This is a genomic window from Solwaraspora sp. WMMD1047, from assembly GCF_029626155.1.
Classification (GTDB): Bacteria; Actinomycetota; Actinomycetes; order Mycobacteriales; family Micromonosporaceae; genus WMMD1047.
The window spans coordinates 6,414,834-6,434,615 of record NZ_JARUBL010000001.1 but is presented as its reverse complement, the minus strand read 5'-3'; the positions used below and the strand labels follow the sequence as shown (position 1 = coordinate 6,434,615).

Annotated in this window: 24 protein-coding genes and 1 pseudogene; 13 read left to right on the top strand and 12 right to left on the bottom strand. The window is 69.7% G+C overall.

The features are described from left to right. The first annotated feature begins 34 nt into the window (after positions 1-34). Together O7627_RS29460 and O7627_RS29455 are read left to right on the top strand one after the other, a co-directional pair. Positions 35-691, top strand: coding sequence for a CPBP family glutamic-type intramembrane protease (locus tag O7627_RS29460; protein ID WP_278096713.1), 657 nt, complete (start codon positions 35-37; stop codon positions 689-691). Continuing rightward, the gene (locus O7627_RS29455; protein ID WP_278096712.1) at positions 688-1,365 is read left to right on the top strand and encodes a ceramidase domain-containing protein; all 678 of its coding nucleotides are present in this window, start codon (positions 688-690) and stop codon (positions 1,363-1,365) included. Before O7627_RS29460 ends, O7627_RS29455 begins: the two co-directional genes overlap by 4 nt. Positions 1,366-1,406: 41 nt before the next feature. Here the strand turns inward: O7627_RS29455 and O7627_RS29450 are convergent, their stop codons facing one another. Next, a complete protein-coding gene (locus tag O7627_RS29450) occupies positions 1,407-1,634 on the bottom strand; it encodes a hypothetical protein (protein WP_278096711.1) in 228 nt (75 codons plus the stop codon). A gap of 75 nt (positions 1,635-1,709) precedes the next feature. Here O7627_RS29450 and O7627_RS29445 point away from each other — a divergent pair, with 75 nt between their 5' ends. After that, the gene (locus O7627_RS29445; RefSeq protein WP_278096710.1) at positions 1,710-2,417 is read left to right on the top strand and encodes a TetR/AcrR family transcriptional regulator C-terminal domain-containing protein; all 708 of its coding nucleotides are present in this window, start codon (positions 1,710-1,712) and stop codon (positions 2,415-2,417) included. Here O7627_RS29445 and O7627_RS29440 read toward each other — a convergent pair. Together O7627_RS29440 and O7627_RS29435 are read right to left on the bottom strand one after the other, a co-directional pair. Further along, a complete protein-coding gene (locus O7627_RS29440) occupies positions 2,401-2,850 on the bottom strand; it encodes a hypothetical protein (RefSeq protein WP_278096709.1) in 450 nt (149 codons plus the stop codon). The genes O7627_RS29445 and O7627_RS29440 overlap by 17 nt on opposite strands. Beyond that, positions 2,840-3,031, bottom strand: coding sequence for a helix-turn-helix transcriptional regulator (locus O7627_RS29435; protein ID WP_278096708.1), 192 nt, complete (start codon positions 3,029-3,031; stop codon positions 2,840-2,842). The genes O7627_RS29440 and O7627_RS29435 overlap by 11 nt, the downstream gene beginning before the upstream one ends. 199 nt (positions 3,032-3,230) lie before the next feature. Here O7627_RS29435 and O7627_RS29430 point away from each other — a divergent pair, with 199 nt between their 5' ends. The 4 genes from O7627_RS29430 to O7627_RS29415 are packed head-to-tail and all read left to right on the top strand — an operon-like array spanning position 3,231 to position 5,390. After that, positions 3,231-3,557, top strand: coding sequence for a YbaB/EbfC family nucleoid-associated protein (locus O7627_RS29430; RefSeq protein WP_278096707.1), 327 nt, complete (start codon positions 3,231-3,233; stop codon positions 3,555-3,557). Beyond that, positions 3,554-3,877 (top strand): type VII secretion target, encoded by a 324-nt coding sequence (locus O7627_RS29425; RefSeq protein WP_278096706.1) that lies wholly within the window; start codon positions 3,554-3,556, stop codon positions 3,875-3,877. The genes O7627_RS29430 and O7627_RS29425 overlap by 4 nt, the downstream gene beginning before the upstream one ends. Beyond that, positions 3,874-5,109, top strand: coding sequence for a papain-like cysteine protease family protein (locus O7627_RS29420; RefSeq protein WP_278096705.1), 1,236 nt, complete (start codon positions 3,874-3,876; stop codon positions 5,107-5,109). The genes O7627_RS29425 and O7627_RS29420 overlap by 4 nt, the downstream gene beginning before the upstream one ends. After that, positions 5,106-5,390: a hypothetical protein gene (locus O7627_RS29415; protein WP_278096704.1), complete on the top strand. Its 285-nt coding sequence runs from the start codon at positions 5,106-5,108 to the stop codon at positions 5,388-5,390. Before O7627_RS29420 ends, O7627_RS29415 begins: the two co-directional genes overlap by 4 nt. A 74-nt stretch (positions 5,391-5,464) precedes the next feature. On the opposite strand, the gene O7627_RS29410 is transcribed toward O7627_RS29415, so the two are convergent. The 7 genes from O7627_RS29410 to O7627_RS29380 all read right to left on the bottom strand — a co-directional run bounded on the left by O7627_RS29410 (position 5,465) and on the right by O7627_RS29380 (position 10,717). After that, on the bottom strand, positions 5,465-6,418 hold the full coding sequence (locus O7627_RS29410) for a cation diffusion facilitator family transporter (protein ID WP_278096703.1): 954 nt from the start codon (positions 6,416-6,418) through the stop codon (positions 5,465-5,467). After that, entirely contained in the window at positions 6,415-7,110 is a 696-nt protein-coding gene (locus O7627_RS29405; RefSeq protein WP_278096702.1) for a transporter substrate-binding domain-containing protein, read from the bottom strand. The genes O7627_RS29410 and O7627_RS29405 overlap by 4 nt, the downstream gene beginning before the upstream one ends. 156 nt (positions 7,111-7,266) lie before the next feature. Further along, the gene (locus O7627_RS29400) at positions 7,267-7,875 is read right to left on the bottom strand and encodes an NAD(P)H-dependent oxidoreductase (protein WP_278096701.1); all 609 of its coding nucleotides are present in this window, start codon (positions 7,873-7,875) and stop codon (positions 7,267-7,269) included. A 326-nt stretch (positions 7,876-8,201) separates the two neighbouring features. Beyond that, on the bottom strand, positions 8,202-8,390 hold the full coding sequence (locus O7627_RS29395) for a DUF397 domain-containing protein (RefSeq protein ID WP_278096700.1): 189 nt from the start codon (positions 8,388-8,390) through the stop codon (positions 8,202-8,204). Further along, positions 8,381-8,638: a Scr1 family TA system antitoxin-like transcriptional regulator gene (locus O7627_RS29390; protein ID WP_278096699.1), complete on the bottom strand. Its 258-nt coding sequence runs from the start codon at positions 8,636-8,638 to the stop codon at positions 8,381-8,383. Before O7627_RS29390 ends, O7627_RS29395 begins: the two co-directional genes overlap by 10 nt. 10 nt (positions 8,639-8,648) lie before the next feature. Continuing rightward, positions 8,649-10,043 carry an IS4 family transposase gene (locus O7627_RS29385; protein ID WP_278091547.1) on the bottom strand — a complete coding sequence of 465 codons (1,395 nt, stop codon included), beginning with the start codon at positions 10,041-10,043 and terminating at the stop codon, positions 8,649-8,651. A 98-nt stretch (positions 10,044-10,141) separates the two neighbouring features. Next, complete coding sequence (locus tag O7627_RS29380) at positions 10,142-10,717, bottom strand: helix-turn-helix transcriptional regulator (RefSeq protein ID WP_278096698.1); 576 nt, start codon at positions 10,715-10,717, stop codon at positions 10,142-10,144. Positions 10,718-11,054: 337 nt separating this feature from the next. On the opposite strand from O7627_RS29380, the gene O7627_RS29375 reads away from it, so the two are divergent. The 3 genes and pseudogenes from O7627_RS29375 to O7627_RS29365 form a co-directional block, all read left to right on the top strand. Then, entirely contained in the window at positions 11,055-11,294 is a 240-nt protein-coding gene (locus O7627_RS29375; RefSeq protein WP_278096697.1) for a hypothetical protein, read from the top strand. Positions 11,295-11,350: 56 nt separating this feature from the next. Then, positions 11,351-12,289 (top strand): YihY/virulence factor BrkB family protein, encoded by a 939-nt coding sequence (locus O7627_RS29370; RefSeq protein WP_278096696.1) that lies wholly within the window; start codon positions 11,351-11,353, stop codon positions 12,287-12,289. A gap of 57 nt (positions 12,290-12,346) precedes the next feature. Next, positions 12,347-12,610, top strand: a pseudogene (locus O7627_RS29365) (hypothetical protein); the annotation flags it as partial. Between the two features lie 425 nt (positions 12,611-13,035). Here the strand turns inward: O7627_RS29365 and O7627_RS29360 are convergent. Both O7627_RS29360 and O7627_RS29355 read right to left on the bottom strand, forming a co-directional pair. Further along, positions 13,036-14,709, bottom strand: a complete 1,674-nt coding sequence (locus O7627_RS29360) for a glycoside hydrolase family 13 protein (protein ID WP_278098480.1) — start codon at positions 14,707-14,709, stop codon at positions 13,036-13,038. A 47-nt stretch (positions 14,710-14,756) separates the two neighbouring features. Beyond that, positions 14,757-15,806, bottom strand: coding sequence for a LacI family DNA-binding transcriptional regulator (locus tag O7627_RS29355; protein WP_278096695.1), 1,050 nt, complete (start codon positions 15,804-15,806; stop codon positions 14,757-14,759). A 181-nt stretch (positions 15,807-15,987) separates the two neighbouring features. Between O7627_RS29355 and O7627_RS29350 the strand changes: the two genes are divergently transcribed. The 3 genes from O7627_RS29350 to O7627_RS29340 are packed head-to-tail and all read left to right on the top strand — an operon-like array spanning position 15,988 to position 19,705. After that, positions 15,988-17,229, top strand: a complete 1,242-nt coding sequence (locus O7627_RS29350; protein ID WP_278096694.1) for a maltose ABC transporter substrate-binding protein — start codon at positions 15,988-15,990, stop codon at positions 17,227-17,229. Beyond that, positions 17,229-18,860 carry an ABC transporter permease subunit gene (locus O7627_RS29345; RefSeq protein ID WP_278096693.1) on the top strand — a complete coding sequence of 544 codons (1,632 nt, stop codon included), beginning with the start codon at positions 17,229-17,231 and terminating at the stop codon, positions 18,858-18,860. The genes O7627_RS29350 and O7627_RS29345 overlap by 1 nt, the downstream gene beginning before the upstream one ends. After that, positions 18,857-19,705 (top strand): sugar ABC transporter permease, encoded by an 849-nt coding sequence (locus tag O7627_RS29340; RefSeq protein WP_278096692.1) that lies wholly within the window; start codon positions 18,857-18,859, stop codon positions 19,703-19,705. Before O7627_RS29345 ends, O7627_RS29340 begins: the two co-directional genes overlap by 4 nt. Positions 19,706-19,782: the final 77 nt, after the last annotated feature.

The window sequence follows — 19,782 nt, the reverse complement described above, 5'->3', positions numbered from 1 at the left end:
GGGGGGAGGTGGGTGTCGATCTAGCGTGAGCGGCATGGCCGGGGGGACGCGTTCCGTGCGGTGGTGGTGGCTGGGCGTGGAGTATCTGCTGGTCTTCTTCGTGCTGGTCGGCGGGTATGTGCTCGTTGCGGTTCCCGGGGGGCCGGTTCCGCTGCTCGTCGTCGCCGGGGTGGCGGTGGTCTGGTATCTGCGTCGTCAGCCTGGCTTCGATCGGCGGGATCTGCTGCGGGGCGGTGCGCTGCGGGCCGCGTTGCCGGCCGTCGTCGGCCTGTGGGCGGTGGCGACCGTGCTGGCCGTGGTGGGTGTGGCGGGCTACGACGAGGGCCGGCTGTTCGACCTGCCGCGGCAGGATCCGCTGCTCTGGTCGGCGGTGGTGGTGCTCTACCCGCTCTTCTCGGTGTATCCGCAGGAGCTGCTGTTCCGGGCGTTTCTGCTGCACCGCTACGCGCCGGTGTTCGGCACGGGCCGGGGTGCCGCCGCCGCGAGCGCCGCCGCGTTCGGCTTCGCCCACCTGATCTTCGGCAACCTGTTCGCCGTGCTGGTCACGCTGGTCGGCGGCTGGTTGTTCGCCCGCCGTTACCAGCGCACCCGGTCGCTGCTGACGGTCTCGGTCGAGCACGCCCTCTACGGCGTCATGGTCTTCACTGTCGGGCTCGGCGAGTTCTTCTACCACGGCGCGGCCGGGCGATGACCGACTACGTCGACGCCTACTGCGAGCGGATCGACCCCGGCCGGTGGGGGGAGCCGGCGAACGCGGTGAGCAACCTCGCCTTCCTGCTCGCCGCCGCGCTGCTCGGCTGGCTGCAGGCCGGGCAGCGGCACCGGGCACCGGTGAGCGTCCGGCTGCTGCCGGCGCTGCTGGCCGTCGTGGGGCTGGCCAGCCTGGCGTTCCACACCGCGGCCACCCGGCTGACCGGCGCGCTGGACTCGCTGGCGATCATCGCGTTCATCCTGACCGCCGTGGTGGTGCTGGCGCGGTGGACCTGGGGCATCCGGTGGCGGTGGGCCTGGCTGGCCGCCCCGGCCTACCTCGGGTTCGCCGTCGGCGTGAACGCGGCGCTGGCCGCCGTCGGTGGCACCGACGCGACGCTCGGCGGCTACCTGCCGGCGCTGCTCGGGCTGGTGGGCCTCGGGGTGGCGGTCCGCTACACGGCCCGGCCACCCGCGCCGAGGGTCGCCGGGCTGCTGCTGCGGGCGGCGGCCGTGTTCGCGCTGTCGCTGACGCTGCGGACCCTGGACGAGCCGCTCTGCGGGCAGTTCCCGGTCGGCTCCCACTTCCTCTGGCACATCCTGAACGCGGTGGTCCTCTTCCTGGTCGGCTACGCGATCACCCAGCGCCAACAGCAGGTCGGCAGGGGCGGTTGATCGAGGGCTGAACGACGCGGCGCGGGTGACGGCGTAGCCCATCAGGATGTGGTGTTGGCGTGAACCCTGACGTCGTAGATGAGCCGGACGGGGGCACCGTTTGTGGTGCCGACGAAGACCGGGTCGGCGGCGGGGGTGTGACCCCGGCGCCAGACCTCGTCGCGGGCGGCGTCCCGGGATTCGCGGTGCACCTTCCCGGCCTGGTGTAGCTCCAGCACGCGGCGGGCGGTGGACCGGTCGCAGTCCACCAGAATCCGCACCAGTGGCATCGCGCTTCCTCCTTACCGGTGCTCAGGTGACTTAACAACGTTAAATCACCTGAGCACCGTACTAGGATCGGTCGGGTGAGTGCGACCGGATTCAGCGATCCCCGAGGGCCGCGTCCGGCCCGTACCGTCTGGCTCCGGGCCGAGCCGGACCGCCCGCGCCGGGCGACCCCGCTGACCCGGCAGCGCATCGTCGAGGCGGCGGTCGCGCTGCTCGACGAGCAGCGCGACGAGGACCTGACGATGCGCCGCCTGGCCCAACGTCTCGCGGTCACCCCGACCGCGCTCTACTGGCACGTCAGCGCCAAGGAGGACCTTCTCGACCTGGCGCTCGACCAGATCTTCGGCGAGGTCCGGGTGCCGGACGCCGGCGGCAACTGGCGGGATGAGATACGGGAGCTGACCCGCGCCTGGCGGGCGGTGATGCTCCGGCATCCCTGGGCGCCCGGCCTGATCGGACGGCCGATGCTGGGTCCCAACGTCCTGGCCCGCACCGAAGCACTGCAGTCCGCGCTCGTCCGGGGCGGCTTCACCGGCGTGCAACTCGCCGTCGTCACCCGGACCCTTGCCAACTACGTGATCGGCGCGGCGCTTACCGAGAGCACCTGGCGTCGCAGCCAGGACCCAGGGGCGCGCGCCGAGGCCCGCCGGCACATCGCGGCGAACCGCGACGCCTATCCCACCCTCACCGCCTCCGGACACCTCGACGACGACCGGTGGAACGACGACGACCTTTTCGTACGCGGCATCGACGCGATTCTGGCGATTCCTAGCTCCGGCGGTTGACGACCGTGAAGGCGATCGCGCCGACCGCGATCTCGGCCAGGAGCAGCAGGGCGAGCATCATCTCCACCGAGGCGCCGAGCCCGATCGCGATCCCGGCGACACCGGTGAGCGGGACCGCGAGCAGGCCGAGCACCGCCAGGGATCGGGTCAGCACGGCGTCGTCACGTTCGTCGCCGGTCTGGGTCCAGGCCCGCTCGAAGGTGGTGGTCCGGTCCGGCCGCCTGGACAACCGCCACGCCCCGACCGCGACACCGACCAACCCGATGGCTGCTCCCACCAGGAAGCCGGTACCCATGTTTCCCGGCGCGTTGGCACGCAGCAGCAGGCCGGTGGCGACCACCACCGCCAGGATCGTCAGGAAGATCCCGAGGAAGACGGCGGTCTGCCTGCTCTCCCGCCCCCGGGTCCCGGTTTGCTGCCTCTCAGTCGACATGAAAGATCTCCTCAACGGTGCGATTGAAGTGGCGGGCGATGGCGATCGCCAGCGGGAGGGACGGGTCGTAGCGGCCGGTCTCGATCGAGTTGACGGTCTGCCGCGAAACGTTCAGCGCCAGCCCCAACTCCCGCTGGGACAACCCCGCCGCCGTCCGAAGCTCTCGCAGGTCGTTCCTCATGACCATCCAGATGTGTCAAGCAACCTTGTCTGGTCAAGTCTGCTTGACTCCGAGTGTCATGTCAAGCTCGCTTGTCACTGTCCGTCGATGCGACGAGGGCGGGCCTGCCGGAGGTGCTGATTGCTGACATTGATGAGGATGTCAGTGCCTTCTAGGCTTGACGGCGGATTGGTGAGCCGAAGCAGCCGGGGGACAGCCCATGGTCGGGAGAAATTTTGCCGGCGCCGAGCAATGGATCACTGACTGGCAAGAAACGATCGAGGAGAGGGCACGCCGAGCGTCCGACGTGTCCGACCAGATGCGGGACCTGACCGCGTACGGCGAGGCCGAGTCCGGGGCGGTCCGCGTCACCGTCGACCGGCGCGGCAACCTGATGGATCTGAAACTGGGGGATCAGGTGGATGGTTGGTCGAGGGAGCAGATCGTCCGTGCGGTACTCGCCGCGAATAGCGCGGCCCGGACGGAGCTCGCGGACCGGGTCCGGCGGACGCTGATCGCGGCCGGGTTCGACGGCGACGTTCGATGAACCCTGTCGCGGGTGTCGGCCTGACACCAGAACAGATTCGCGCCCACGCCGGGACGGTGGAAGATCTGGCCGAGCGGCTTGACCACGCGGCCGGAGCGGCCCGCACGGTGATGTTGGATCGTGCTGCCTACGGGCAGCTGTGTGCCGTCTGGCCCATGATCCTGGAGCCGATCCAGCAGCGCATCGTAGCTGCTTCACAGACTGCGGCCGAGTCACTGGACCGGGCTGGGATGGCGCTTCGCGCGGCCGCAAACAGCTACGTCGAAAGTGACGACGGGAACGCCATCGAGCTGGACACGACCTACAGCAGCGGCAGGTGAACACGCCCAACCCGCTCATCGCAGAACGGGTCGATTCGACCACTTGGTACTCCGGGATCGGCATCCTCGAGACCCTCGACATGACGCTGGACGGCATCAACAGCCAGTCCTGGGTCGACGTCAGCCTTGGCGCTGTCAGCACGGCCGCCGAGACAGCGGTATGGGTTGTCGATCCGGTTGGTGCTCTGGTCGCCGCCGGATTCGGCTTCGCGGTCGAGCACATCAAGCCGCTGTCGGATGCGTTGGACTGGTTGGCCGGTGACCCGGATCAGGTCGACGCCAACGCGCAGACGTGGCGCAATGTGGCGAAGTCGCACGGCACGACCGTGGACCTGTACGTGAAAGCAAAACTGACCGAGATGCCGGACTGGTGGGGGCGGGCAGCGGACGCGTACCGGTTCCGGGCGGACCAGGATGTCGACCTGGTCCGAGGGCTGGCCAGGGCCGCAGATGGGATGGCCTCGATGGTGGCGATCACCGGCAGCCTGGTTGCGACCGCTCGCACGCTCGTGCGCGACCTCATCGCCGAGTGCGTCTCGGTTCTGCTGGTGCGGCTACCCCTCTGGACAGCGGAGGAGGTCCTCACTCTCGGCATCGCGACGCCGTACGTAGGCTCACAGATCAGCGCATTGGTGGCCAAGTGGGCCGCGCGAATCGCTCGCGTCCTGCGGGCGGTCATTCGCAGCCTCGACAACCTGTCGCCGCTGGCCAGGCAACTCGACGAGATTGTCGGCCACATCGCGAACCTGCTGCGACGTCGTACCACCGATACCGGCCCGGTCCGGGCGATTCCGGCTGGTGACCCGTCTCTGGCCGGTGCGGGCGGCAACTGGCGCACCATCGACGAGGCGCCGGGAGGTGCCATAGCGCAGCAGAATGATGCGTCCTGCGTGTCCGCGACCGGCGCGATGTTGTCGGGGCGATCGCAGGACGAACTGCTCGACTCGCTCGGAGCGCCAGCGCCGATCGACCGACTGCCCGAAGCGCTCGGCCCCGGATGGCGCGGAGGCTACGTCGGGCCGGACGCGCTCGACCTTCTCAACCAGCGAGCACCCTGGGGCGCGGAGCTGAAAGATCCAACTAACTCGATCGGCCATGCGGTGGTGGTCGACGGGGTGCGGCCAGACGGTCGGATCGCGATCCGGGACCCGTGGGGCGGGGGATCGACATATGCTATGGATCTCGACGAATTCCTGGAGTACTGGAACGGAAACGCGGTGTTCAAGCAGTGACGGATGACCTCCCTCCCGCTCGCTGGCGGGTGACCGGTGTGACGGTCACGGGTGAGGCGACCTACAGCGTCTGCGTCGTCGGCGATGCGGGCGAGCGCAGGGACTACGAGTTCACCGCCGAGAACGTCGAGATCGCCGACGGTTCCGTCCTGATGGTTCGCAGTGTGCAACTCGGCGACGACACCATCTGGGACCGGGAGGGAGCCGTCGCGGTTTCGGAGGCGGTCAGGGCCTTTCACCTCGCCCATCAACGAGTTCTCAGGCTGGGTCGACCGTCGTAGTTAGCCCGACTCTGATGTTAGTGTCAAGCCTGCTTGTCGCTGGACGATGGGCGGCGCGCCGCCTGACCTGCGCGTCAGTCGTGTTCGATGCGGGTGACCGGGGCGATGACGATGTCGTGCACGCGCCAGTCGAAGTCGCGGGTGAATGCCGACAGGTGTTCGAGTCGTTGTACCAGCGAGTCGGTGTCGGCGCGGGGAACGACGAGGAGTTCCCCGACGAAGACGTGGCCCTCTTCACGGATGCGCAGCCACGCGTCGGTGATCCAGTCGTGGTCGCGAACGGCGGCCAGCAGTTGCTCGGGCACCGGGTGGGGTCGGCTGCCGTCGACCATCGTGGGTCGCTCGTCCATCAGGTCGGCCACGGCGCTGCGGGTGGTGCGTACCCCGTCGCGGACGATGTCACCACCGATGATCAGGGCAGCGACCGCGTCGGCCCACCAGAGCCCGGCGCCGATGCCGAGCACACCGAGAATCGCGGCGGCAGCGGTGAGCCAGTCGGCCCGGTTCATCTCCGCGTCGGCGTAGAGCACCTTGTCGTGCAGTTCGCGGGCGAGTTTCAGCTTGGCCCGGCCGAGCAGAACCGCCGGCACCATCGTGACGAACAGCACCGCCACCATCAGCCAGCCCAGCCAGAACTGGTGGCCGAGCACCTCGATGAGACCGATCGGTGCCCGTTCCCGGGCGATCAGCCGGCTGGCCGAGTCGTAGACGACGTAGCCGCCGAGGCCGAGAAGCGCGACGGAGCCGGCCAGGAACGCGACGCTGACCGAGCGGTGGTAGCCGTACGGGAATCGTTCGGTGGGTTTGCGGTTGCGGTAGCGGGCGGCGATCAGGAACACGGTCGGCGGCACCAGCCCCAACATGTCCTCGATCCACGCCGCCTTCATCGCCTGTGACTGGCCCAGCGTCAATGCCAACAGCGCGACCGCGGCGACGAAGAAGGCGATGGTCCACCACTCAAGCCGGATCGCCCGGTGATGCAGCGCGGCGCGATCCGGGGGCAACTCGAACCGGTCGTACACCTTCATCCGGCGGTCTCCTGCCGGTCCGCCTCGACCAGCAGTCGGGTGACCTCGTCGTGCGACAGGTCGAGCAGGAACCGCTCCACCGCCACCTGCCACCCGTTCTCGCCGGGCGGCACCGCCCATACGTGTTTCTGCTGGTCAAGCTCATGGTCGCTAGGGAGTAGATCCAACCGCGTCAGCTGCCATTCGTCGACGACGGCTGGCGTCCCCTCCTGACCGGTCACCGTCTCGACCGGGGTGACGACGGCCCCCGCCGCGGCCACTGCCGCGACCTGCGCCGTGCCGGCCTCGACCGTCACGGGTATCCCGTCCAGGTCGGCCGGCACCGGCACCCCGGGCGCGGCGGCCACGACGGTTCGCATCGTGACATAGGGGCGGGTGAAGGACGCCGCTTCGGTCCACGGAGCCTGCTCCGTCAAGCCGCCGATCACCAGGGCGAGCACCCGATCCTTGAGCGCGGCCATCAGCGTCGACTCCGAACCGGGATACCACTCCACCCGAGCGTCGAGTCGATCGGCGAGCCGCTGGACCAACACCACCTCGGCGCCGCGCGGCTCGCCGTCGTCGGGGAGTACGGACCAGGGCGGGTTCTCCGTCACCCCCACCCGCAACACGCCACCCTCGACCTCGACCAGGGTGGTACCGGTGTCCGCCGGCCAACCGCAACCGGCGGCCGCCAAGAGGACACTGGTCAACAATGCGGCAACACGCCGGCCACCCCCGCTGCCGTGTGCCATCCACCGCATGGGGAACTTCCTACCCCGCGGCGGGGGAGTCCACCCCTGCGCCGGCGTGGCGACGTGTCGGTCGACCCACGCGGGGTCCCCCGCTGTTCGCCCAGGGCTGGGGGCTCAGCTGGCGGGGTAGGGCTGGTCGGCGAGCAGGTGTGCCAGGTGCGCCGCGTTGGTGGCGAGGGTCTTCGTCGCCTTGCCGGTGGTGTCCGGCTTCGGTCCCGCGTCGCGGTAGTCAACGCCGCCCATCGCCTCGCCGACCCAGTAGGTCGAGGCGGCGGCCGGAATGGTGAACCCGACGTCGGTCAGGGCCTGGAGTACCTCGGCCGTGACGTGGTGCGCGCCGTCCTCGTTGCCGACCACGGCGACCGTGGCGACCTTGCCGAAGGTCAGTAGTCGGCCCTGGTCGTCGGTCTCCGACAGTTCGGCGTCGAGGCGCTCCAACACCATCTTGCAGACGCTCGACGGTTGGCCGAGCCAGATGGGCGTCGCCACCACCAGGATCTGCGCCGCCATCACCCGTTCCCGGATGGCCGGCCACTCGTCGCCGTCACCCTCGTCGGTCGACACACCGAACTTCACCTGATGGTCCACCACCCGTACCAGGTCGCCGTCGACGTCGTGGTCAGCGAGCGCGGCGAGCACCTCCCGACCCAACTGTTCCGCGCTGGACGGCGCGGGAGAAGGCTTCAACGTGCAGCACAACACGAGTGCGCGTACGGTTCCCACGGGTCTGCTCTCCTGCTCGGTTCGGGATCACTGACCCTGGTCCTCCTACCCGCACCCGGCCGTCCGAACCGGGCCGAGCCCAAGCAGCAGCGGCAGCGGTCAGTCGGGCCTGGTGGGGCCTCGTCCGTGGGCTCCCGACGCTATGAAGGCGAACCGTGCGACGACGACTGCGGCGGCGGCGAGCCACACCCACGGGTGCGGTGCTTGCTTCAGCGCGAAGGCGCCGAACAGCACGAGCCCAGGACCAGCGGGCCGACCAGCGCCACATCCCGCAGTGCTGGAACGAGCTTCATGGTCAACCTCCTGACGGGCGGTCGGCTACCACCTCAGCGACCACGCAGGTCGCCGACGAAGGCGCGCCAGGGCGCGGGGTCGAAGGTGAGGGTCGGGCCGGTGCGGTCCTTGGAGTCGCGGACCAGTACCCGGCCGGGCAGGTTGTCGGCCACCTCGACGCAGGACCCGCCGTTGGTGGAGGAGCGGGTGGCGGTGCGCCAGCGGGCGCCGGTCATTTCCATGACTCCACGGCCTCCTTGATCAGATCGAGGGACTGTCTGCGAGTGAGAGCATCGCCTCCGATGTCGTCCCACGCACCGGTCAGGCTAGCAACGTCCTTGGGTAGCACGGTGATGTCGGCGCCCACTTGAGTGTCGATATGTCCAGCACCGGTACCGTCGGGCATACCGGCGATGATGAACGCTCCTGCGAGTCCGGGATAGATCCCCACCTCCTTCGGCACAACCCGCACCTTGACGCGGGGGCGCAATGCCAGGAAGTTAAGTGCTTTCCGGGCCGGGTTTGGTGAGGTTGGTGGTGTAGGTGGCTGTGGTTGATGCTGGTTCGGTTCGTTTCTTGCCGCGGTAGGGCGAGGTAGGGCGTTTGACCGCTCGGGGGCTGGAGCGTGACCGGCGTGGGCCGGTCTGATCGTCTAGGAGTTCGTCAGCGACCGTGATCAGTGCGCTGGTGAGGTCCCGGCTGGTGGTGATCGCGGTGTTGATGACGTGTCGACGTGCCAGGCGTAGGCAGGTCAGGAACGGTAGTCGGTCGGGGTCGAGGTGATGCTCGGCGGCGGTCGTGGTGATCAGGTCCCGTAACGCTTGGTAGACGATGAGATGAGCCCACATCTCCTGCCGGACACCGGTGGGATCGTGGGAACGTAGTACGACCTTCGACCCTCGCTGGTGGGTCTTGAGGTTCTGGTAGCTGTTCTCTGTTTCCCAGCGTTGGTGGTAGCAGTCGATCAGCTGTCCCGCGGTGATGTCCTGCGGGCAGAGTAGGTTGGTGACCAGCCGGTACCGCTCGGTCCGGCATGCCGTCACGCCGTGTCGGTTGGTGGTGGCGACCGTGACGGTGTACTCGATCACCCGGACGGTGATGACCGGTTCGGTGCCCCGCCGCCGCCCTGGTGGGGGTTTGATGACTGATATCCAAGATCCATCTGGCAGTGCCCTTACCACGGGCAGGTGGCGGTTGGACTTCATCCGCCAGAGCAGTCCTGCGCCGGTGGCCTCCGCTGCCCGCCACAGGTCATAGCCGTGAAAGTTCCGGTCAGCGACGAGCAGCATGTCTTCCCGTAGCAGGGGAAGCAGGGCGCGGGCCTGGACCATTTCCGCTTCGCGGCCGAACGACGCACCGATGACCGCATGCGTGCCACACTCGATCAACGTCAACAGCCACAGCCGTGGGTAGCCCGCCGTGTTGCCACCGCCACCCGCATCACGACCAAAAGCGGCCTCATTGGCGGGACTGTCGGCCGTCTGCAGCTTGGTGCCGTCCCAGGCCACGACCCGCCGTCCGGCCACGAACACGCCGGGCATGCCCGGCTCGCCCCGCGCCCCGGCCACCCGCTCGAACAGATATCTCAGAGGCGCCTCCCCCAACCGCTGACGGGCCTGAGAAAACGCCGAGGTGGTAGGGGTGATCCTGGCCAACGCGGGCCAGCCCGAAACCAGCAACCGCCACACCTGCCGGTAGCCGTCCGTACTGAACAGGCACATCGCCAACACAAACAACACCACCACCCGAGCCGGCAGCAGACGTACCCGCCGCTGAGTGACTCCGGTCGCCGCTACCGCCTCATCGATGAGCTCTCGCGGCACCGACTGTGACAGCACGCCCAGCCCGATGTGTTGCCACGCGGCGCCCGCACCAAGCCGCGGCAACGCATCCATGGAAGAATCCCCGGACAACGAAGCTCCTGTATGAATTTAGATCTTGGTCGATCCACGTTCTACAGGAGCTTCGTCTTATTCAGGCACGTGACACACCCTTAACTTCCTGGCATTGCGCGGGGGCGACTGGCGATCTCCACGATGTGTTCGAGTTGGCGCTGCATGAGGCCGTGGTCGTCGGCGACGGTCCGGCGCAGCACCGCCTCATCGAGCAGGACAGAGAACTCGGGTGGCTCCTCGCGGTCGAGGATCGACTGCCTGTCCATCCTGGACGCCACTCGACGTGCCACCTCCTCGGTCGAGAAGTGCCGGCGGGTGCTGAGGGTGGCTTGGGCGTACTCCTCGGTTTGCAGTAGGCCAGGGACGAAGGCCGGCTCGTACCAGCGGAGATAGATTGCTTGGCGCTCGAACTCGATCCACTCGCGTAGCCATACCGGGTCGGCCCAGTCCTTGACCAGTTCCTCCCAGAGGGTCTCGAAGAAGCCGCCGGTGGGGATGGCGGCGTCGACCAGTTGCAGGTGCTTGAGCGTCGGCGGCTTGGTGCCGGTTTCGATGGCGCTGATGTGGGTGTCCGAGCAGAAGCAGAGCTTGCCCAGCTCGACCTGGGTCAGGCCGGCGGCTACCCGGCGGCGGCGCAGTTCCCTGAGCAGGTACTCCGAAGGTGTGATTCCCACGCGTTCCCAACCTTCCCCGATCTCGATCGCTGGTCCCTGGTAGGCGCTGGTCCGTCGCGACGTTCCCGCAATGGCGGTGCCGGCACTTCCGGCCAAGGCGTCATCCACATCAGAGTGTCACCAACGGGATCGTTTCTGTCACGCCCCGACTTCGATCCTGTGGATAACTCGGAGCCTGTGGACAAAGGGAGACGCCATGTGGTGGTTACGACGCATTCCACCGACGCCACCGATCCGGCCGCGCCGCCGGCCGGTGGACCGGACGCCGAATCAGGGGCCGCGATACCCCGATGATCGGCGGCCGGCTCAGCCGCCGACGCGCGATGGCGGGCCGCATGTGCCGCACCGGCCGCTCTGGCTCTGCCGGTCCTGCTCCCACCCGTGGCCGTGCGGCCTGGCCAAGCTGCGGATGATCGCCGAGTACGCCGGGGACCGGGTGGCGCTGCGGGTCCATCTGGCGAGCCGGATGCACGAGGCGATCGCCGACCTGCTCACCCTCGACCCGCACGGCGCGCCGACCGCCGCCGAGTTCTTCGACCGGTTTCTCGGCTGGGCCACCCCGGGTCCGGACGGATGACGGCACCACGCGGGTTGCTGGCTGCTGTGCGGGCCCCGATAGGCAAGGATGACCGCGTGAACGTCTTCGAACGGGCGATCGGTGGTATCGAGGGCCGGCTGAACGCCGCCCGCCGCCGGTCGCGCGGATTCGACCACTTCGCCCGCGCGCTCGGTCGCTACATGGACGTGCTCGGCGGGCGGCTGGCCGCCGGGATCGCGTACTACGGGTTCTTCGCGGTCTTCGCGCTGGCGCTGGTGGCGTACTCGGTCTTCGGCGCGGTGCTGGACGCGAGCGCGGGGGTGCGCGACGCGGTCGCCGACTTCCTGGAGCTGAACCTGCCGTTCCTGGTGCCCGAGCAGATCCAGCAGAGCAGCGGCCGGGTCGGGGTGATCGGCCTGATCCTGCTGGCGATCACCGGCATCGGCTGGGTCGAGTCGATCCGCTCGTCCCAGCGGTTGATCTACAAACTGAACCAGCAGCCCGGCTACATCGTGCTGCGGCAACTCGTCGATCTGGCCGTGCTGGTCGGGGTGTTCCTGCTGCTCGGGCTCTCGGTCGGCGCGGTGGACGCGCTCTCCTCCCTGCTCGTCTGGGCCTTCGGCGAACGGTCGCTGACCTCGGAGGTCTCCGGCTGGGTGCTGGCCGTGGTGGTCAATATGGTGCTCGCCTCGGCGCTGCTGGTGGCGGTACCGAGGCTGCGGATGACCCCCCGCCGGCTGCTCTCCCCGGTGATCATCGTGGCGGTGGGGATCACCCTGCTGAACACGCTCGGGCGGTTCTACGTGGGGCGGATGGAGCGCAACCCGGCGTACACGGTGGTCGCCGGTGCGGTCGGCTTGTTGATCTACCTGTACCTGTTCAACCAGCTGCTGCTGTTCGGGGCGGCATTCGCGGCCACCAGCCGGCACGGCCGGGTGATCGACCTGGCCACCGGCGCGGACGTGCCGGACCAGAGCGGCGCCACCGGAGGCTTCAGCGCGGTCGCCACCGGCCGTGAACGCGAAACGTATTAACCGTCAAAAAGGGCAAAAGCCATTGGTACGCGGGGCGCGCCCGCGATGATGTTCGGCGTGGGCGCACTCGTGACACTGGACCTGCCGGCGGACTCGCCGCTGCGTGACCTGCCGTGGATCATCACCTTCGGTCCGCTCGGCGACGAAGACGAGTGGGAACCGATCGTCTGCGGCCCGTACGAGCGGGCGCACGCGCTGGCGCTGGCCGAGGCGGTGGTCGCCGACGAGGACCTGATGGGCGTGGTCGAACCGCTGCTGCCGAGCCTGTCGGTCGACGAGATCCAAGGTGAGATCGCCGCCGCGCGGCTGGCCGCCGAGGAGGACGCCACCGAGGCCCGGGGCGACCTCGACGAGTACGATGCGCTCACCGACCCCGATGCGCTCACCGACCCCGATGCGCTCACCGACCCCGATGCGCTCACCGACCCCGATGCGCTCACCGACCCCGATGCGCTCACCGACCCCGATGCGCTCACCGACCCCGATGCGCTCACCGACCCCGATGCGCTCACCGACCCCGATGCGCTCACCGACCCCGATGCGCTCACCGACCCCGATGCGCTCACCGACCCGGATGTGCTGGTGCCCGACGGCCCTGAGTTGGACGAGCCGCTACCGCCCCCCAGCACCGACGAGCTACGCGCCGGCTTCGCCCGAATCGCCACCCTCCTGACCTCTCGCCGCTAATCACACCGGCCCGGCCGCCCGTTGGCGCGAAGCACGACGGACGACCGGGTCTGCGGCGGTTACCCGGCACTGCGGGGTTCGAACCAGGCGGCCGCATCGACCGGCAACGTGACCGACGCAGCGAGCTGCACCTTTGGCGATGCCTGCTGGGGAAGCTGCGGCGGGAGGTGGGGGGCGGAGACCAGGAGCGGGGTGCCGTACCCCTCGATGGTGACCGGGGCGCCGCTCAGGTTGACCACGCAGGTCAGGCTCGGCGAGCCGGGCTGCCCTTCGCGGGTGAAGGCGAGCACCCCGGGCTCGGTGTCCAGCCAGGCGAGCCCAGCGGCGGGCAGGTCGGTGGCGAGCGCGGGGTGGCTGCGGCGGATGCGCAGCGCCGCGCGGTACAGCTCCAGGGTCGAGGTCGGGTCGCCGGTCTGGGCGGCCACCGACAGGGCACGCCAGGCGTCGGGCGCCGGCAGCCAGCTCGGCGCGGCGCCGGCCGGGCCGAAGTCGTACGGCGGCAGGTCGCCGCTCCACGGCAGCGGCACCCGGCAGCCGTCCCGGCTCTCGCCGGTGCGGAGGAAGGCCGGGTCCTGGCGCAGCTCGTCGGGAAGGTCCAGCACCTCGGGCAGGCCCAGCTCCTCGCCCTGGTAGAGGTAGACGCAGCCGGGCAGGGCGAGCATCAGCAGGGCGGCGGCGCGGGCCCGGCGCAGCCCGACCTCGCCGTCGCCGTACCGGGTGACGTGCCGCTGCTTGTCGTGGTTGGAGAGCACCCAGGTGGTCGGCGCGCCCACGATCGTGGACTCCGCCAGCGCCGTGTCGATCACCTTGCGGAACGAGTCGGCCGACCAGGTGGCGTCCAGGAAGTCGAAGTTGAACGCCTGGTGCAGCTCGTCCGGGCCGATGTAGCGGGCCAGCCGCTGCGGGGTCTCGGCCCACGCCTCGGCGACCGCCATCCGGCCGCCCGGGTAGCTGTCCAGGATCGGCCGCCAGGCGCGGTAGATGTCGTGCACCCCGTCCTGGTCGAAGTAGGGCAGTCGGGCCCGGCCCAGCAGTTCGACCTGCCGGCCGCCGGCGGTAGGCCCCACGTCCGGTAGTCCGTCCGCCTTGATCATCCCGTGCGCCACGTCGATCCGGAAGCCGTCGACGCCGCGGTCCAGCCAGAACCGCAGGATGTCCTCGAACTCCGCGCGCACCTCGGGGTGGTGCCAGTTGAGGTCGGGCTGGGCCGGGTCGAACAGGTGCAGGTACCACTGGCCGTCCGGCAGTCGGGTCCAGGCCGGGCCGCCGAAGATGGACTCCCAGTCGTTCGGCGGCAGTTCGCCGTCGGCTCCCCGCCCGTCCCGGAACAGATAGCGCTCGCGGGCGGCCGAGCCGGGGGCGGCGGCCCGCGCCTCGACGAACCACGGGTGCTGGCTGGAGGTGTGGTTCGGCACGATGTCGACGATGATCCGCAGGCCGAGCGCGTGCGCGGTGGTGATCATCTCGTCGAAGTCGGCGAGGGTGCCGAACATCGGGTCGACGTCCCGGTAGTCGGCCACGTCGTACCCGCCGTCGATCATCGGGGAGCGGTAGAACGGGGTGAGCCAGAGCGCGTCGACCCCCAGGTCGCGCAGGTACGGCAGGCGGTCGTGGACGCCGCGCAGGTCACCGTCGCCGTCACCGTTTCCATCGGCGAAACTGCGTACGTAGACCTGGTAGACGACGGCGGCCCGCCACCAGTCCCGGTCGGTGGACGGGTCGGGGCGCAACATGGGGTGGCTGGTCATCTGAGCAGGATGCCGGCCCGCTCTTGCAAGAGTCAAGCAACTCTTGCGAAAGAAGGCGCGATCGCGGTCGAGCCGCGGACCACCAGCTCGGGGCGGAAGACGTATTCGGAGTGTGGGGCCGGGTGGCCGTGGATCTCGTCCACCAGTGCCCGGACCGCCGCCACCGCCATCGCGATCACCGGCTGCCGCATGGTGGTCAGCGGCGGATCGGTGAAGGCGATCAGCGGCGAGTCGTCGTAGCCGACCACGGAGAGCTGGTCCGGGACCGAGATTTCGCGCTGCCGGGCGGCCCGGATCGCGCCGAGCGCCATCAGGTCCGAACCGCAGACCAGGCCGGTGACGCCGCGGTCGAGCAGCCGGCCGGCGGCGGCCTCGCCGCCCTCCACTCCGAACAGCGACAGCTCGGCGAGCTCGGCCAACTCCGCGTCGCCGGTGCCGAGCAGCCGCTGCATCGCGGACCGGAAGCCGGCCAGCTTGCGGCGTACCGGAATGAAGCGGTCCGGGCCGCTGACCAGGCCGATCCGGCGGTGGCCGAGCGCGACCAGGTGGGCCACGGCCAGCTCGCCGGCCTCCCGGTCGTCGCAGGAGACGAAGGGCGCCGCGATGTCCGGGGCGTGGCCGTTGATCATCACGATCGGCAGTGGCCGGGCGAGCAGCTTGCGGTACCGGTCGTGGTCGGCCGAGGTGTCGGCGTGCAGCCCGGAGACGAAGACGATGCCGGAGACCTGCCGGTCCAGCAGCATCTCCACGTACTCGTCCTCGGTGACTCCGCCGGGGGTCTGCGTGCACAGCACCGGGGTGTAGCCGGCCTGGGCCAGATTCGACTCGATGACCTGGGCGAACGCCGGGAAGATCGGGTTGTCCAGCTCGGGCACCACCAGGCCGACCAGGCCGGCACTGCGTTTGCGCAGCCGGGCCGGTCGTTCGTAGCCGAGCACGTCGAGCGCGGTCAGGACGGCCTGCCGGGTCTCCGGCGCGACGCCGGGCCGGTCGTTGAGGACCCGCGACACCGTGGCCTCGCTCACCTCGGCCTGCTGGGCGATGTCGGAGAGTCGTGCGCGCATGGCCGCACTGTAGCCCAACAGACAGTTCTTGCGCAGGTTCCTGCAAGCTCTTCCATTCCATGCAACGCCTTGCTAACGTCCCGGCAACACGCGACAGCAGTGGCGCCGGAATCGGGCGTCTGATGCAAGAACTTTCGAACCTTTACCGGCCGGGCCGCCCCTCGGCTGCTTCGGCACGACCGACCGACAGGAGTTCCCCATGCGCATCCGTACCGCGGGTGTGGTGACCGCGCTGACCCTCGCGCTGGTCGGCGCCGGCTGCGGCGGCGACGAGCCGGCCACCTCCGCCGCCCCGGAGGCCGCGACCGGCAAGCTGGTCATCTGGGCCGACGACAAGCGCACCGCCGCTCTCCAACCGTTCGCCGAGAAGTTCGGCGAGGCAAACGGCGTCACCGTCGAGGTCCAGGCCGTCTCCAAGGACCTGCAGACCACCTTCGTCACCGCCGCCCAGCAGGGCAGCGGCCCGGACGTGGTGATCGGCGCCCACGACTGGATCGGCAACCTGGTCCGCAACGGCGCGATCGAACCGGTCCAGCTCTCCGCCGCCCAGCAGGACGGCTTCAACGAGATCGCGGTCAAGGCCACCACCTTCAACGGCCAGCTCTACGGCGTGCCGTACGCGATGGAGAACCTCGCGCTGATCCGCAACACCGAACTCGCCCCGCAGGCCCCGACCACCGTCGAGGAACTGGTCACCGCCGCCAAGAAGCTGCAGGCCGAGAAGAAGACCACCGAACTGCTCTGCCTGCAGGTCGGCCAGAACGGCGACGCCTACCACCTGTACCCGTTCTACAGCTCGGCCGGCGGCTACCTCTTCGGCACCACCGCCGGCGGCGACTACGACCCGGCCGACCTCGGCGTCGGCAAACCCGGGTCGATCGCCGCGTTCGAGAAGATCAGCGCGCTCGGCGAGAAGGGCGCCGGCCTGCTCAAGCGCTCCATCACCCCGGAGAACTCGATCGCCACCTTCACCAGCCGCAAGTGCGCCTTCCTGGTCTCCGGCCCGTGGGCGGTCACCGACGCCAAGAAGGCCGGCATCGCGTACGACATCTCGCCCGTCCCCGGCTTCGCCGGCGGCCAGGCCGCGGCGCCGTTCGTCGGCGTGCAGGCCTTCTACGTGGCGGCCAAGGGCGCCAACAAGGCCCTCGCCCAGGAGTTCGTCGCCAACTACACCACCACCCCCGAACTGGCGGTGGCGCTCTACCAGGCGGAGCCCCGCCCGCCGGCGCTCACCGCCGCGCTCGACCAGGTCTCCGGCGCCGACCCGGACCTGGCCAAGTTCCAGGAGGCCGGCCGCAACGGCCAGGTGCTGCCCGCGATCCCGGAGATGGCCGCGATCTGGGACCCGTTCGGCAAGGCCGAGGCGGCGATCGTCGGCGGCGCCGACGTGACCGCCACGGTCACCGCCGCCGGCCAGACCATCGCGGGGCAGATCAAGTAATGCGCCCGTCGGATTCGACCCCGGGGCCGGCCGGCGCGCCGGCCCCGGGCCGCCCGCCCCGAGGCCACCGGAGCGCGGCGCCGGGCGCCGCCGGCCCGGTCACCGCGCACGGGCTGGCTATCAAGGTGATCCTGCTCGGCCTCACCGCCGGGATCGCGATCTGGGCGGCCTTCCCGCTGGCCGAGGCGCGCGCCTGGCCCGGCCTGGCGCTGCTGGCCGCCACCACCGCCGGCCTCGGCTACCTCTACCTGACCCGCCGGCACATCCCGGCCAAGTACCTGATCCCCGGCACCCTCTTCCTGATCGCGTTCCAGGTCTTCCCGGTGCTCTTCACGGTCAGCACCGCGTTCAGCAACTTCGGCGACGGGCACCGGGGCGGCAAGGACGACGCGATCGTGGCGATCCAGAGCGCGTCGGTGGTCCAGGTCCCCGGCTCCACCGAGTACGCCCTCACCGTCGCGACCACCGGCGATCCGGGCAACGGCCCGCTGGTCTTCCTGGTCACCGACCCGGCCACCGGCGCCGTCTCGGCCGGCGACGCGGACGGCCTGCGCCAGCTCGCCGCCGCCGAGGTCACCGTCACCGACGCCGGCAAGGTCACCGCCGCCGACGGCTACACGCTGCTCACCGTCGGCCAGGCCAGCGCCCGCAGCCAGGAGATCACCGAGTTCACCGTGCCCACGGCCGGCGGCGCCATCCGCTCCGCCGGGCTGTCCCGCGCCTACGAGGGCCGGGCGGTGCGGGCGTACGACGCCGGCTGCGACTGCGTACGCGACAGCGCGAGCGGCAAGGTCTGGACCGCCGACGACGCGCTCGGCTCGTTCGTGGCCGGCGACGGCGAGCGGCTGATCCAGGGCTGGCGGGTCAACGTCGGGCTGGACAACTTCGCCCGGGTGCTCACCGACCGGAACATCTCCGGGCCGTTCCTCGGCTCGCTGCTCTGGAACGTCGCCTTCGCGGTCGGCTCCACCGGCGGCACCTTCGTGCTCGGCCTGCTCTGCGCGATCGCCCTGCACTCGCCCCGGGTCCGCGGGCGCAACCTCTACCGGGTGCTGCTGATCCTGCCGTACGCGATGCCGTCGTTCGCGATGCTGCTGGTCTGGCGGGACCTGTTCAACGCCGACTTCGGCCTGATCAACAACCTGTTCGGGCTGGACGTGGACTGGTTCGGCCAGGCGTGGTCGGCCCGGACCGCGGTGATCGCCGTGCAGCTGTGGCTGGGCTACCCGTACATGTTCCTGGTCGCCACCGGCGCGCTGCAGGCCATTCCCCGGGAGCTGACCGAGGCCACCTCGGTGGACGGCGCGTCGCCCTGGCAGTCGTTCCGGCAGGTCACCCTGCCGCTGCTGCTCGTGGCGCTGTCGCCGCTGCTGATCGCCTCGTTCGCGTTCAACTTCAACAACTTCAACGCGATCTACCTGACCTCCGACGGGGCGCCGTTTCCGGCGGACAACCCGACGGTGGGCGCCACCGACCTGCTGATCACCTACACCTACCGGCTGGCGTTCGGCGGGCAGGGCGCCGAGTACGGCTTCGCCGCCGCCATCTCGATCTTCATCTTCGCGCTGGTCGCGATCATCTCGGCGGTGAGCTTCCGGCGCACCCGCAAGCAGGAGGAGGTGTACTCGTGACCGGCCGATGGTTCGCGCGGGTGGGCTGGCGGCACCTGGTGGCGCTGCTCGCCCTGGCCTTCTCGCTCTTCCCGATCCTGTTCGTGGTCTCGGCGGCGGTGAACCCGCTCGGCACGCTCTCGTCGTCCGGGCTGGTGCCGGCCGGGGTGTCCGGGGAGAACTTCGCCGACCTCTTCGCCGACACCGCGTTCGGCCGCTGGTTCGCCAACTCGCTGCTGATCGCCGGGCTGGCCTCGGTGCTGTCGGTCTTCCTGTCGGCGCTGGCCGCGTACGCGTTCAGCCGGATGCGGTTCGCGGGCCGGCGGGTCGGCCTGCTGTCGCTGCTGCTGATCCAGATGTTCCCGCAGTTCCTGGCGATCGTGGCGATCTTCCTGATCTTCACCACGGTCACCGACCACTGGCCGGCGCTCGGCTTCAACACCCCGTGGGGGCTGATCCTGCTCTATCTCGGCGGGGCGCTCGGGGTGAACACCTGGCTGATGAAGGGCTTCTACGACACCCTGCCCCGGGAGATCGACGAGTCGGCCACCATGGACGGCGCCAGCCACGCCCAGGTCTTCTTCCGGATCATGCTGCCGCTGGTCTCGCCGATCCTCGCGGTGACCGGGCTGCTGGCGTTCATCAACACCATCAACGAGTTCCTGATCGCCAGCGTCTTCCTCACCGACACCGACGCGAAGACCCTGGCCGTGGGCATGTTCGGCCTGGTGGCGGGGGAGCGGGACAGCAACTTCGGCAGCTTCGCGGCCGGCACCCTGCTGACCGCGATCCCGACCGTGCTGGTCTTCCAGTTCCTGCAGCGCTACATCGTCTCCGGACTCACCTCGGGAGCGGTGAAGGGTTGAGCAGGGCGGGGTGATCGACACTGCGACCTTTCGCGCGGCCCGCCAAACGTCGTAGTCTGTCGATGGAAGCGCTCCCA